This is a genomic window from Micromonospora sp. R311 (genome assembly GCF_056780015.1).
The window spans coordinates 102076-114819 of the sequence record NZ_JBSWCE010000007.1 but is presented as its reverse complement, the minus strand read 5'-3'; the positions used below and the strand labels follow the sequence as shown (position 1 = coordinate 114819).

The following is a 12744-nucleotide window of genomic DNA, read 5'->3' as shown; positions in this document are numbered from 1 at the left end:
CCATGAGCTGGACGCCGCTCGGCGGGCGCCGGCCGCGGGGGTGGGTGATGATCCGGGGATGAGCGCGGGTGCGGACGTGGAGGGTGAGGTCGTCGCGCCGGGGGGCGGCGGGATGCGGAAGCTGCTGCGGGCGGCGCCGGGCGGGCCGGTCGAGCTGGGGTCGATCGATCCCCGGTCGACCCCGGGGCTGCCCGGGCCGGAGGTGACCGGCGAGCACCGCAGGGGCTGGGCCCGGGGCCAGGTCGAGCTGGTCGGCGCGGAGCTGGGCCGGCAGCAGGAGATGATCTTCGCCGACGCCACGGTCCGGCCGGCGGGCGCCGGGCACCGGCTGCTGCTGGTGCTCCAGGCGATGGACTGCGGCGGCAAGGACGGCGCGATCAAGCGGGTCGCCGGCGCAATGAACCCGCTGGGCCTGCACATCCGCTCCTTCGGCCCGCCCACCGCCGAGGAGTTGCGGCACGACTTCCTGTGGCGGATCCGCCGCGCGCTGCCGCCGCCCGGGTACGTGGGGATCTTCAACCGCTCGCACTACGAGGACGTGCTGGTCGCCCGGGTGGAGTCGCTGGTGCCGGAACCGGTCTGGCAGGCCCGGTACGACGAGATCAACGCCTTCGAGCGGGAGCTGGCCGGCGCCGGGGTGACCCTGGTCAAGGTGATGCTGCACATCTCGTACGCGGAGCAGGGTGAGCGGCTGCTGGACCGGCTGGCCGACCCGCGCAAGCACTGGAAGTACAACCCGGCCGACGTCGACGCCCGAGCCCGTTGGGACGACTACCAGGCCGCGTACGCGGAGGCGTTGAGCCGCTGCGGCACGGCGGCGGCCCCCTGGTACGTGGTGCCGGCCGATCGCAAGTGGTACCGGGACTGGGCGTTGGCGCACCTGCTCCGGGAGACGTTCGACACACTCCAACTCGGGTATCCGCCAGCCGGTTTCGACGTGCGGCACGAACGGGAGCGGCTGCTGGGATCTGAGGGATCGCCGCAGGTGAACGGCAGGTGAACGAACGATGAATGCGGCCTGGCCGGGGGTGGGCCGGCGCATTCGCGGTTCTGCCGTTTCCTAGCATTCCCAGGCGGGCACCCCTCGGGGCGGCCGCCACCCTTCCACCGACACGACGAGGTCCGTGCTGTGAAGTTTTCCTTCCGCCCGAACGAGGGCGCTTTCTACGAGCTCTTCACCAGGGCCGCGCAGAACCTGGTGCGGGGTACCGAGCTGCTCAACGAGCTGGCTCTGCCCGGGGTCGAGGTGCAGTCGGTCAGCGAACGGCTCACCGAGGTGGAGCACGACAGCGACCAGATCACCCACGAGCTGTACAAGAAGATCAACTCCACCTTCATCACCCCGTTCGACCGGGAGGACATCTACCGGCTCGGCTCGCTGCTGGACGACGTGATGGACCACCTCGAGGCGGTCGGCAATCTGCTCTACCTCTACGGGCTGACCAAGCTGCCCTCGCTGCCCCGCGAGATGCACGAGCTGGTCAACGTCCTGGACCAGCAGGCGAAGCTGACCGCCGAGGCGATGCCCCGGCTGAAGTCGATGAAGGACCTCGAGGACTACTGGATCGAGTGCAACCGGCTGGAGAACGACGGCGACCAGGCGTACCGGATGCTGCTGGTCCGGCTCTTCTCCGGCGAGTACGACGCGCTGACCGTGCTGAAGATGAAGGAGGTCGCCGACGAGCTGGAGGCCGCCTGCGACGCCTTCGAGCACGTGGCCAACACCGTCGAGACCATCGCGGTCAAGGAGTCCTGATCCTGTGAGTCCCGAACTCATCGCCGTGCTGGCGGTGATCGCGGTGGCCCTGGCGTTCGACTACACCAACGGCTTCCACGACGCCGCCAACGCGATCGCGACCAGCATCTCCACCCGGGCGCTGACACCCCGGGTGGCCCTGGCCATGGCGGCCATCGGCAACTTCATCGGCGCGCACTTCGGCGCCGAGGTGGCCAAGACCGTCGGCAGCGGGCTGGTGAAGCTGCCCACCGGCACGGCGAGCCTCGGCATCGTCTTCGCCGGCGTGATCGGCGCCATCGTCTGGAACCTGATCACCTGGTACTTCGGTCTGCCGTCGTCCTCGTCGCACGCGCTGATCGGCGGCCTGGTCGGCTCGACCATCGCCGCCTCCGGCACGGTGCTCTGGACCGGCATCGGGGAGAGCGTCATCATCCCGATGGTGCTCTCGCCGATGGTCGGCTTCCTGCTCGGCTACATCGTCATGATCGCGGTGCAGTGGATCTTCCGGAAGGGGCATCCGGGCAAGCTCAACCGGGGCTTCCGCTGGGCGCAGACCGCCTCCGCGGCGGCCATGTCGGTCGGTCACGGCATGCAGGACGCCGCCAAGACCATCGGCATCGTGGTGCTCGCCCTCTACGTCGGCGGCTACCAGGACAGCCCGAGCCACATCCCGGAGTGGGCGTTCTGGACCTCGGCGGCGGTGCTCGCCGCCGGCACCTACGCCGGTGGCTGGCGGATCATCCGGACCCTGGGCCGGAAGATCATCGACCTGCGACCGCCGGAGGGCTTTGCGGCCGAGACCGTGGCCAGCTCGGTGCTCTACTTCAACGCGCTGGTGCTGGGTGCCCCGATCTCGACCACCCACACCATCACCTCGGCGATCATGGGCGTCGGCGCGACCAAGCGGCTCTCCGCCGTCCGTTGGGGCGTGGCCGGCAACATCATCGGCGCGTGGGTGCTGACCTTCCCGGCCGCCGGCACCATCGGCGCGCTCATGTACCTGCTGGCCCGCCCGCTGTTCAGCTGACCGGCCGACGTCGAGGGGCCCCGCCGCACGGCGGGGCCCCTCCGCGTTCTCCGCCCCGCCGGTGAGCCGGCCGCCCCGCCCGGCCGCCCGGCCCGGCCGTCCCGCCCGGGAGCCGGCCGCCCCGTCGGGGAGCCGGCCGCCCCGCCGGGTTCAGGCGTAGTCGACGCCGATCTGGGCCCGGATCGTGTCCAGCAGGGCCATCACCTCGAGGGTGGCCGAGTGCGGCACCAGCGGGCTCTCCAGCAGCCCGTCGGCCAGGCAGCGCTGCACCTCGATCGCCTCGTGCTGGTAGCCGCCGCCGGCCAGTTCCGCCGGAATGGTCTCCGGCTCCGCGCCGGCCCGGTGCAGGGTCACCGACCCGGGCCGGTAGAACGGCTCGGGCAGGTCGATCCGCCCGGTGGTGCCGGTGATCGCGGCGGCCAGCGGGGTGACCCCGACCATGCCGCAGCTGAGCGTGGCGACCGCGCCCGAGTCGTAGCCGAGCACGATGCCGGTGTTCTCGTCCACCCCCTCCGGGCTGAGCTTCGCCCAGGCCCGCACGTGCTGCGGCACGCCGAGCAGCAGGTGGGCCAGGCTCACCGGGTAGACGCCGAGGTCCAGCAGCGCGCCGCCGCCGAGGGTGCGGGCCCGCATCCGGTGCTCGGGCGGGAACGGCCCGGCCACGCCGAAGTCGGCCTGCACGCCGGTCACCGTGCCGATCGCGCCGTCGGCGACCAGCTCGCAGACCCGCCGGACGATCGGGTTCGTCCGCATCCACATGGCCTCCATCAGGAAGACCCCGGCGGCCCGGGCCGTGTCGACCAGTTCGGTGCTGGTCGCCAGGTCGAGGGTGAACGGCTTCTCCAGCAGCACCGCCCGGCCGGCGCCGAGGCAGGTCAAGGCCGCCTCGTGGTGCGCGGCGTGCGGGGTGGCCACGTAGACCACGTCCAGGTCGGCGTCCGCGGCCAGTTCCTGCCAGGAGCCGTACGCGCGCGGCACGCCGTGCCGCCGGGCGAACCGCTCCGCGCTCTCGGCGGTGCGCGAGCCGACCGCGACCAGTTCCGCCCCCGGCACCAGCCGGAGGTCTTCGGCGAAGCGGCCGGCGATGTGTCCGGTGGCCAGGATGCCCCAACGTGTCATGCCGACAACGCTAGCGAAGATCAACCCACCGGGGCGCGGGCCATCCGCCCGGTGGGAACTAGGCTCGCCGCATGACGATCGACAGCGACGGCTTCGCCGCCCCGCCGGCGCTGGTGGAGCACGCCCGCCGGTTCCGCGCCGAGGGGGGCACCCCGGCCGTGCCCCGGGTCGCGGCCACCGTGCTGCTGCTCCGCCCGGCCGACGCCGGCTTCGAGGTCTACCTGATCCGCCGGGTGGCCGCGATGGCCTTCGGCGGCATGTACGCCTTCCCGGGCGGCGGGGTCGACCCCTCCGACTCGCAGGCGCACCCGGGCTGGGCCGGCCCGGCCCCGGCCCACTGGGGCGAACGGCTCGGCCTGGCCCCGGCGGCCGCCCAGGCGGTGGTCTGCGCCGCGGCCCGGGAGGTCTTCGAGGAGGCCGGCGTGCTGCTCGCCGGCCCCGACCCGGCGACCGTGGTGGGGGACGTCAGCGGCGACGACTGGGAGGCAGCCCGGGTCGCCCTGGAGCAACGCCGGGTCGGCTTCGCCGACCTGCTGGCCGACCGCGGGTTGACGCTCCGCTCGGACCTGCTGCTGCCGTGGAGCCGGTGGATCACCCCGGAGTTCGAGCCGCGCCGCTTCGACACGTACTTCTTCCTGGCCCTGCTGCCGGCGGGGCAGCGGACCCGGGACGTCTCGGGCGAGGCCGACCGGACGCTCTGGGTCCGCCCGGCGGACGCCCGTGCCCGGGCCGAGGCGGGTGAGCTGACCATGCTCCCGCCCACCCTGGTCACCCTCGCGCAGGTGGCCGCCGCCGGAGACCTGGACGGGGTGGTCCGCGCGGCCGCCACCCGGGACGCCGCCACCCCGGTCACCCCCCGCCTCGACCTGCCCGAGGACGGCGAACCCCGCTTCGTCCTCGGCTGAGCCGGCGGGGTCGAGGCGCCCCGACGTGAGAAGGAGTGGCCGTTCCCCCGTGGAACGGCCACTCCTTCCGACCGGGTGGGCCGACGGCGCGCGGACGGCTCAGCCGAGCAGGGCTCGTCCATGAGCAGGACCTGCGGCTCGACCGCGATGGTCCGGGCGATGCAGAGCCGCTGCTGCTGGCCGCCGGAGAGGCCGGCGCCGGGCTTGCCGAGCGGGTCCTTGACCTCGTCCCAGAGGTTCGCCGAGCTGGTAGACGAAGAGGGCCAGCGACGACTGGTTGTTCTCGAACGGGTTGAAGTTGATCGCCGCGCCGCCGCCGGCGACCAGCAGCACCGGCGCCGTCTCGCCGGCCGCGGGCGATGGCGAGCATCACGCCGGTGACGATGCCGGGCAGGGCGGTCGGCAGCACGACCCGCAGAATGGTCTGCCACTTCGGCACGCCGAGGGCGTACGCCCCTCGCGCAGCGGCGCCGGGACGAGGCGCAGCATCTCCTCGGTGGAGCGGACCACGGTCGGCAGCATCAGCACGCTCAGCGCGAGCGCGGCGGCGAAACCCGGAGAAGCCGGGCCGGCCGTGCCGGCCGGATTCTAGCCCAGGTGGTAGTTGACGTGCGCGGACCAGTGCGCGAAGCCGAGCCGCTGGTAGAGCGCGACGGCGCCGGTGTTCGACTCGTCCACGTAGAGCATCACCCGGTCCAGCCCACGCCGGTCGCGCAGGTACGCCAGCCCGGCCGCGGTCAGCGCCCGGCCCAGGCCGCCGCGGTGCGCGGACGGGTCCACCCCGAGCACGTACACCTCGCCGATCCGGGCCGAGCCGGGGCGCTCGTGCACCTTGGTCCAGTGGAAGCCGAGCAGCCGGCCGGTCGCCGGCTCCTCGGCGAGCAGGAAGCCGGCCGGGTCGAACCACGGCTCGGCGAGCCGGACCCGCAGGTCCTCCGGGGTCCAGCGGCCCTGCTCGGGGTGCTCGGCGAAGGCCCGGGCGTTCAGCGCCAGCCAGGCCGCGTCGTCGGCGCCCGGGCGGAAGGCGCGCAGCACCACGCCGTCGGGCAGGCGGGGTTCGTCAAGCGGAGCGGTCAGCGGCCGGCGCAGCTGCCAGAGCACCCGGGCCCGGCGGAAGCCGAGGTCGACGGCGAGCGCGGCGGCCGACGGGTGGTCGCCGTGGGCCCAGGCGCGCAGCGGGCCGGTGGCCGCCGCCAGCACCCCGCGGGCCAGCGCCCGCCCGGTGCCGCGCCGCCGGTACGCCGGGTGCACCGCCAGCTCCACCCCGATCCCGGTCGCGGCGTCGGTGGTGTCCAGGTGGGCGTAGCCGGTGAGCAGCCCGTCGTCGCTCCGGGCGGTCAGGTGCACGGCCGGCGCCCCCGGGTCGCGGAGCCGGAGCAGCACGTGCTCGTCGAGCGGGTCCGCGCCGTCCGCGTCTCCGGCCACGCGGGCCAGCGTGAGCACGTCGGCGATCTCCGCCGGAGAGAGGCGGTCGGTCCGGGTCACCTGGTCGATCGTCGGTTCGGCGCTGCTCATCCCGCCACCGTAGCCCGCGACCACCGCGGCCCGGCCCCGCCGTCCACTGCCGAGGGTCCGGTCACGTCGGCTCGGTGGGCAACGCCTCCAGCTGGAACCGGTTGGTCAGCTCCGGCAGCATCCGGTACAGCGCGTCCACCGTGCCCTGCCGGTCGCCGCCGGCGTCGTGCAGCAGCACCACCGAGCCGGGCGCGACCTGGGTGACCACCGTCGCGGCGATCCGCCCGGCGCCGGGCACCTGCCAGTCCGAGGGGTCCACGTTCCAGTGCAGGGGCGTCATCCCGAGGTTTCGCGCCGTCGAGACCACCGGCAGCGTCCACGCCCCGCCGGGCTGGCGGTAGTAGAGGATCGGTGCGTCCGGCGCCGCCGCCCGGATGGCGCCGCTGGTGCGCAGCAGGTCGGCCCGGATCCGCTCGGGTGACCGGGAGCCGAGGCCGACGTCGTGGTTCCAGCTGTGGTTGCACAGTGTGTGGCCGTCGGCCACGATCGCCCGGACCAGGTCCGGGTGGGCCTGCGCGTTCTCGCCGACGACACAGAAGGTCGCCTTGACGTCGAACTCCCGCAGCGCGTCGAGCACCTGCGGGGTGTACTGCGGGTCCGGGCCGTCGTCGAAGGTCAGCGCGACCCGCGAGCTGCCGGTGGTGGTGCGGGTACCCAGCGGCCCCTCGGGGTCGGTCGGCTCCGACCGGCCGTCGCGCCCGTCCTGGCCGGCCTCGTCCGGGCCGTCCGACCAGCCGGCGTCCGGTGACGGCTGCTCACCGTAGTGCGGGCCGGTGGCGCTGGTGACCGCGCCCGAGGAATGCGGATCGGGCCGGTCCGGCATCAGGCTCCGGCCCAGGGCGTACGCCGAGCCGAGCAGGGCGGTCAGCACCAGCGCGACGATCCCGGCGGCGCGTACGGCCGAGGGGGCCGGCATCAGTGCCCCCACCCCGGTCGACCCGTCGCCGCCCCCGTGATCACTGCACGCACCGCCGCCCCCTTTTTCCGGCAAACCCGGCAGTCAGGATAGAGGCGCTGAGCTGCACAAAAGGGGCATATCGGGAACAGTGCCCGGGAGGGGTGAACGGGGCGTCAGACCGGCAGCGGCGCCGGCTCCGCGTCCGGCAGCGACCGCGCCGGCGGTACGACGAACTTGTAACCGACCTGGCGGACGGTGCCGATCATCGACTCGTACTCGGAGCCGAGCTTGGCCCGCAGCCGCCGGACGTGGACGTCGACCGTCCGGGTGCCGCCGAAGTAGTCGTATCCCCAGACCTCGCGCAGCAACTGGTCCCGGGTGAACACCCGGCCCGGGTGCTGGGCCAGGAACTTCAGCAGCTCGAACTCCTTGTAGGTGAGGTCGAGCGGGCGCCCCTTGAGCTTCGCGGCGTAGGTGTCCGGGTCGATGGTCAGCTCGCCGGCGCGGATCGAGCCGCCGGCCCCGGAGACCGCGTTGCTCAGCCGGCCGACCGCGAGCCGCAGCCGGGCCTCCACCTCGGCCGGCCCGGCGGAGGCGAGGATGACGTCGTCGACGCCCCAGTCGGCGTTGAGGGCGATCAGCCCCGCCTCGGTGACCACGGCGACCAGCGGCACCCCGAGCCCGGTGGCGTGCAGCATCCGGCAGGTGGCCCGGGCCTCGCTCAACTCGGACCGGGCGTCCACCAGCACCGCGTCCGGGCTGGGGCCGGCGACCAGGGTGCGGACGTCACGCGGCGCGGTGCGGACCGAGTGCGGCAGCAGGTCGAGCGCCGGCAGCACGGCGGCCGGCTCGCTTGCGCGCGCGGTCACCAGCAGCAGGATCTCCACGATCACCTCCGTCCCGGCGGCCTGTTGTGCCGCGCGCGACCAGCGCACTCCTCGCGGATGTGGCGCTGAGAACTTTCCGTGGGTCCCGGCGTCGCTGACGGGCGGGTAACGGCTTGAGCGTAACCGATCGCCCCCGCTGCGCCTCCGCGCGCTTCCCTGTTTGCCCGGCTTGCCCCTGATCACACCGCAGGTTTTAACGTTGCCGAAACCGTGATCCCCGCCTCCGCCGGTGGGTCTGGCACGATCGGTGCGTGTTTCCCTCCAACTCGCCCGAGACCGGCCGTGACCCGTGGCCCGACGGCCCCCGCCCGCAGCCGGCCGGCCCGTCCCGGGGCCAGCCGCCGGCCCCGCGTGGTGGACCGGCCGTCGACCAGGACGACCGCCGGGAGCGCAGCGGGCCGCGCCGGGCCCGCCGCAGCGGTGAGCCGGCCCGCCGCCCCGACGACGAGCCGGGCGCCGAGCCGGACGAGGAGGCCGTGCCGCCGGTCGAGGTGCGCCGGTCGCTCGCGCTCGCCGTCGCCGGGTTCGCCGTGCTGCTCGGGGTGGGTCTGGTGCTCGGCGCGCAGACCTCCGGGCCGGGGCACCGGCTGCCCTTCGCGTTCATCATCTTCGGCGTCCAGCTGCTCTTCGTGCTGGCCTGGACGATGGCCATGCGGCCGCCCGCGGTGCTGCTGGTCGCCCTGATCAGCGTCGCCACCGCGGTCGCGGCCGACACCGCCGCCGTGCGGTCCGACGTCGCCGGGCTGGCGCCGCTGGGCTACGTCGCGGCGGGTGGCTTCCTGCTCGGCGTGCTCGGTCAGCTGGTCCGCCGGGTCGACCGGGTGCGGGTGACCGACTCGCTCGGCGGGACGCTGCTGATCCTGGTCGGCGTGGTGGCCTTCGGCACCCTGATCGTGCTCAGCCGGATCCCCGCCGGCACCCAGGCGATCACCGTCTGCCTCACCGCGAGCGGGGTGGCGCTCACCGTCGCCCGGCTGACCGACGCCGTCGCGCCGTGGCCGCGGCTGGCGCCCCAGGTGCCCCGTGGCGCCGCCGGCGTGGTCGCCGGCGCGATGGTCGGAACGCTGATCAGCGCCCTGCTCGGCAGCTACCTGGTCACGCCGTTCACGCCGACCCGGGCCGCGATCATCGGGCTGGTCGCGGCGGTCGCCGCCGTCCTGGCCGACCTGGCTGTGGGCTACGCCGAGGCGGGCCGGCTGATGGCGGGCGAGCCGCCGACGATGTGGGTCGCCCGGCACATGCAGGGCCCGCTCGGCGGCTTCGCGCTGGCCGCGCCGGCCGCGTACGCGATGTGCAAGCTGGTGCTGTGACCGGAGATTGAGCTTTTCCCCTTTCGGGTACCAACGGTGCGCCGTGGCACGGCGACCGGGGTGTGGAGACAGGAGGCGGCGTGGCGCAGGACTATCCGTACGAGGAGCGGCCCCGACGCCGGGGCCGCAAGGTGCTGATCACCCTCGTGGTCCTGCTGCTGCTCCTGGCCGGGCTGCTGGTCGTCGCCGACCGGGTGGCGGCCGCGGTGGCCGAGCGCGCCATCGCCGACCAGGTCCGGCAGGAGGTCGCCAAGCAGAACGCGCAGTCCGCGCCGCCGGAGGTCGAGGTGGGCGGCTTCCCGTTCCTCACCCAGGTGCTCGACGGCCGCTACGAGCGCATCTCGATCGTGCTGCGCGACGTGCAGGGCTCGGTGCAGGGCGACGCGGTCAGCGTGCCGCGGCTCGATGTGGACGCCCGCGACGTGCGTGCCTCGCTGGACACCATCCGCTCCGGGCAGGGCGAGGTGGTGGCCGACCTGGTCAACGGCACCGGCACCATCAGCTACGACAGCCTGGCGCAGCTGCTCGACCGGCCGGGGCTGCGGCTGGGCGAGCAGGACGGCCGGCTGGCCGTCACCGCGCCGGTGGACATCCTCGGCCAGCGGCTGACCGTCACCGGCACCGCCGACGTCACCGTCAGCGAGCAGGGCAAGGTGGCGCTGCGCTTCAACGACCTGAACGCCGAGGGGCTGCCGAACGTGCCGCTGGCCCGCACGCTGCTGAACAACTACGCGAAGGGCATCTCGGTCGACGTGCCCCTGCCCGAGCTGCCGTTCCAGCTCGCGGTGCGCGAGGTCCGGCCGATGCCCGAAGGGCTGGCGGTGACCGCGGACGCGCGCAACGTGCCGATCAACTCGGCCGGCTGAGCCAGCGAGGCCGTCCCGGATGCTGGTCGGTCCGGTGGCTCCTCCGGGCGCGGCTGGTAGGCTCCCTGCCCATGGGGACGCTCCTCACCAAACGGCGCGCGGTCGACCTGTGCCGCGTGGCCACCTGCCTGTGTCGCCCCGTCATCTGACGGCGGGGCTGTCCTCGGCCGCCTAGCGGCCATCGGCACGCAGGGTCCGCGTACCCTCCGGTGCTCCCACCATCGCCCGGCAGCGGCGCCGTCGCACGAACCCGTGATCCGTTCCGACCCATGGGTCCCGCGCGTGGTGCGACACCGACGAACATCGATCTCCGCGCGCTGGCTCACCATCCATCCTCACCAGGGAGTGATCTGATGAGTCGCGACACCGCACTCGTCTCGGCCGAGTGGGCCGAGAAGAACCTCGACGCCCCGGGCGTCGTCTTCGTCGAGGTCGACGAGGACACCTCGGCCTACGACACCGGCCACCTCGCCGGCGCGATCAAGCTGGACTGGAAGACCGACCTGCAGGACCCGGTGCGCCGGGACTTCGTCAACAAGGGCCAGTTCGAGGCGCTGCTCTCCGAGCGGGGCATCAGCAACGACGACACCGTCATCCTCTACGGCGGCAACAACAACTGGTTCGCCGCGTACGCGTACTGGTACTTCAAGCTCTACGGCCACCGCGACGTCAAGCTGCTCGACGGCGGTCGCAAGAAGTGGGAGCTGGACGCCCGCCCGCTGGTCAAGGACCCGGTGACCCGCCCCGCGACCCAGTACGTCGCCCAGCAGCCGGACACCTCCATCCGGGCCTTCCGGGACGAGGTGGTGGCCGCCATCGGCACCAAGAACCTGGTCGACGTGCGCAGCCCCGACGAGTACGCCGGCCGGCTGCTCGCCCCCGCCCACCTGCCGCAGGAGCAGGCGCAGCGGGCCGGGCACGTGCCGACCGCGATCAGCGTGCCGTGGTCCAAGGCGGCCAACGAGGACGGCACCTTCAAGTCCGACGACGAGCTGCGCAGGATCTACGCCGACGCCGGGCTGGACGACGGCAAGGAGACCATCGCCTACTGCCGGATCGGCGAGCGCTCCTCGCACACCTGGTTCGTGCTCCAGGAACTGCTCGGCCACCGCAACGTGAAGAACTACGACGGATCCTGGACCGAGTACGGCTCGCTGGTCGGCGTGCCGGTGGCGCTCGGCGACGAGCCGGGGGAGGCCTGAGATGACCGCACCGACCGCTGCCACGGCCGCCGGCTGCGCCGCTCCCGACCAGGCCGCCCCGCTGCCCGCCAGCCTCGACCTGGAGAAGGAGACCGTCATCACCGGCCTGGTCAAGGCCGAGTCCGGTGAGGTCGTGCCGGGCGCGTACGTCCGGCTGCTCGACTCCACCGGCGAGTTCACCGCCGAGGTGGTGACCTCCGCCGCCGGCCAGTTCCGGTTCTTCGCCGCCCCCGGCGACTGGACCCTGCGGGCGCTCTCCCGGCACGGCAACGGCGACACCGCCGTCACCGCCGGCCGGGGGATCAACGAGGTCGCCGTGACGGTGGCCCTGGCCTGACCCACGCTCTGATCGGCCCGGGGCCGGTCACCCCTCGCGGGTGACCGGCCCCGGCCGCGTTCCGGGGCGCGTGACACCATGAGCGGGTGAGCGGTGTCGTCCAGCCGGGGTACGCCCCACCGACCGGTCCCGATCAGCCGGCCGCCCCCGGCCGGCGGCCCTGGTTGATCGTCGTCGTGGTGGCCTGGGCGGTGCTGCTGGCGGCGCTCACCTGGGTCTCCGTCCGCGACGACCCGCCGACCGTCCGCGAGCAGCGCAGCCTGGCCCAGGCCGGGCCGGTGGTCGACCGCGCCGTCGGTGAACTGGTCGCGGCGGCCGGCGACGCGGTGCTGGCGCTGACCCCCGCGCGGGTCGAGCGGGGCTGCCGGGTCACCCCGTTCGCGGACGGCGCGACGCTGGTCCGCGGGGTGGACGTGGTGGTGCCCACCGGCGAGGAACGGGCGCTGCTGGAGCGGGTCGCCGACCGGCTGCCGGCCGCCTGGCGGGCCGGCGTCCGGGCCACCCCGGACGGTCCTCGGCTGCGCGCCGACGCCGGCGAGTTCGTCACCGTCGAGGGCCGCCGCGAGGCCGACGGCCTGGTCCGGCTGGTCACCGACACCGGATGCCGCCCGGTCGGCACCGGCTACGCCGCGCCGCCGCCCGTAGCCGCCGGGGCGGAGACCACCGCCCTCGCCGAGGCGCTGTCGGCCCTCGGCCGCCGGGCCGGGCCGAATCCGGAGCTGCTGACCGCGCCGTGTCCGGGTGGCGGCGTCGCCCGCACCGCCCGGGCCGCCGCCGGCCCACCACCGTCGTCCCCGGCCGCCGGGCTCGCCCCGTTCGCCGCGCCGGTGGCCGACACACCCCAGGTGTACGCGTACCGGCGGGGCGACGTCGCGGTGCTGCTCGACCGGGCCGCCGCCGACAGCCCGGTCTCCGCCACCACCGGCTGCGCCGGCTGACC

14 protein-coding genes and 1 pseudogene are annotated in these 12744 nt (G+C 74.2%); 10 read left to right on the top strand and 5 right to left on the bottom strand.

The genetic code is table 11. From position 1 onward, the window contains the following. Positions 1-58 precede the first annotated feature (58 nt). From AC1WTP_RS07985 to AC1WTP_RS07975, 3 genes are all read left to right on the top strand, one after another. Positions 59-1000, top strand: a complete 942-nt coding sequence (locus AC1WTP_RS07985) for a PPK2 family polyphosphate kinase (RefSeq protein WP_481648570.1) — start codon at positions 59-61, stop codon at positions 998-1000. Positions 1001-1129: 129 nt separating this feature from the next. After that, entirely contained in the window at positions 1130-1756 is a 627-nt protein-coding gene (locus AC1WTP_RS07980) for a DUF47 domain-containing protein (protein WP_088996260.1), read from the top strand. 4 nt (positions 1757-1760) lie between these two features. Continuing rightward, positions 1761-2765 (top strand): inorganic phosphate transporter, encoded by a 1005-nt coding sequence (locus AC1WTP_RS07975; RefSeq protein WP_481648569.1) that lies wholly within the window; start codon positions 1761-1763, stop codon positions 2763-2765. A 150-nt stretch (positions 2766-2915) separates the two neighbouring features. Here AC1WTP_RS07975 and AC1WTP_RS07970 read toward each other — a convergent pair whose 3' ends face one another. Further along, positions 2916-3884 (bottom strand): Gfo/Idh/MocA family protein, encoded by a 969-nt coding sequence (locus AC1WTP_RS07970; protein WP_481648568.1) that lies wholly within the window; start codon positions 3882-3884, stop codon positions 2916-2918. Between the two features lie 71 nt (positions 3885-3955). On the opposite strand from AC1WTP_RS07970, the gene AC1WTP_RS07965 reads away from it, so the two are divergent. Then, the gene (locus tag AC1WTP_RS07965) at positions 3956-4789 is read left to right on the top strand and encodes an NUDIX hydrolase (RefSeq protein WP_481648567.1); all 834 of its coding nucleotides are present in this window, start codon (positions 3956-3958) and stop codon (positions 4787-4789) included. Positions 4790-4890: 101 nt separating this feature from the next. Here AC1WTP_RS07965 and AC1WTP_RS07960 read toward each other — a convergent pair. The 4 genes and pseudogenes from AC1WTP_RS07960 to AC1WTP_RS07945 form a co-directional block, all read right to left on the bottom strand. Further along, positions 4891-5031, bottom strand: a pseudogene (locus AC1WTP_RS07960) (ATP-binding cassette domain-containing protein); the annotation flags it as partial. 346 nt (positions 5032-5377) lie between these two features. Next, positions 5378-6304, bottom strand: a complete 927-nt coding sequence (mshD, locus tag AC1WTP_RS07955) for a mycothiol synthase (protein WP_481648566.1) — start codon at positions 6302-6304, stop codon at positions 5378-5380. 61 nt (positions 6305-6365) lie between these two features. Further along, entirely contained in the window at positions 6366-7220 is an 855-nt protein-coding gene (locus AC1WTP_RS07950; RefSeq protein ID WP_481648565.1) for a polysaccharide deacetylase family protein, read from the bottom strand. A gap of 155 nt (positions 7221-7375) precedes the next feature. Further along, positions 7376-8095 carry a winged helix-turn-helix transcriptional regulator gene (locus AC1WTP_RS07945; RefSeq protein WP_481648652.1) on the bottom strand — a complete coding sequence of 240 codons (720 nt, stop codon included), beginning with the start codon at positions 8093-8095 and terminating at the stop codon, positions 7376-7378. 245 nt (positions 8096-8340) lie between these two features. Here AC1WTP_RS07945 and AC1WTP_RS07940 point away from each other — a divergent pair, with 245 nt between their 5' ends. The 6 genes from AC1WTP_RS07940 (at position 8341) to AC1WTP_RS07915 (ending at position 12742) form a co-directional block, all read left to right on the top strand. Next, on the top strand, positions 8341-9399 hold the full coding sequence (locus tag AC1WTP_RS07940) for a hypothetical protein (protein WP_481648564.1): 1059 nt from the start codon (positions 8341-8343) through the stop codon (positions 9397-9399). 80 nt (positions 9400-9479) lie between these two features. Further along, positions 9480-10265 carry an LmeA family phospholipid-binding protein gene (locus AC1WTP_RS07935; RefSeq protein WP_481648563.1) on the top strand — a complete coding sequence of 262 codons (786 nt, stop codon included), beginning with the start codon at positions 9480-9482 and terminating at the stop codon, positions 10263-10265. A 71-nt stretch (positions 10266-10336) separates the two neighbouring features. Beyond that, complete coding sequence (locus AC1WTP_RS07930) at positions 10337-10414, top strand: Ms5788A family Cys-rich leader peptide (protein WP_311202345.1); 78 nt, start codon at positions 10337-10339, stop codon at positions 10412-10414. A 204-nt stretch (positions 10415-10618) separates the two neighbouring features. Further along, a complete protein-coding gene (locus AC1WTP_RS07925; protein WP_481648562.1) occupies positions 10619-11467 on the top strand; it encodes a sulfurtransferase in 849 nt (282 codons plus the stop codon). Between the two features lies 1 nt (position 11468). Then, positions 11469-11804, top strand: coding sequence for a DUF1416 domain-containing protein (locus AC1WTP_RS07920; protein ID WP_481648561.1), 336 nt, complete (start codon positions 11469-11471; stop codon positions 11802-11804). 86 nt (positions 11805-11890) lie between these two features. After that, positions 11891-12742 carry a hypothetical protein gene (locus AC1WTP_RS07915; RefSeq protein WP_481648560.1) on the top strand — a complete coding sequence of 284 codons (852 nt, stop codon included), beginning with the start codon at positions 11891-11893 and terminating at the stop codon, positions 12740-12742. Positions 12743-12744 lie beyond the last annotated feature (2 nt).

Bases quoted from the DNA above. Each gene is read 5' to 3' on its own strand.
- AC1WTP_RS07925 (WP_481648562.1), top strand. From the start codon at position 10,619: ATGAGTCGCGACACCGCACTCGTCTCGGCCGAGTGGGCCGAGAAGAAC.
- mshD (WP_481648566.1), bottom strand. From the start codon at position 6,304: ATGAGCAGCGCCGAACCGACGATCGACCAGGTGACCCGGACCGACCGC.
- AC1WTP_RS07970 (WP_481648568.1), bottom strand. From the start codon at position 3,884: ATGACACGTTGGGGCATCCTGGCCACCGGACACATCGCCGGCCGCTTC.
- AC1WTP_RS07920 (WP_481648561.1), top strand. From the start codon at position 11,469: ATGACCGCACCGACCGCTGCCACGGCCGCCGGCTGCGCCGCTCCCGAC.
- AC1WTP_RS07985 (WP_481648570.1), top strand. From the start codon at position 59: ATGAGCGCGGGTGCGGACGTGGAGGGTGAGGTCGTCGCGCCGGGGGGC.
- AC1WTP_RS07930 (WP_311202345.1), top strand. From the start codon at position 10,337: ATGGGGACGCTCCTCACCAAACGGCGCGCGGTCGACCTGTGCCGCGTG.
- AC1WTP_RS07950 (WP_481648565.1), bottom strand. From the start codon at position 7,220: ATGCCGGCCCCCTCGGCCGTACGCGCCGCCGGGATCGTCGCGCTGGTG.
- AC1WTP_RS07965 (WP_481648567.1), top strand. From the start codon at position 3,956: ATGACGATCGACAGCGACGGCTTCGCCGCCCCGCCGGCGCTGGTGGAG.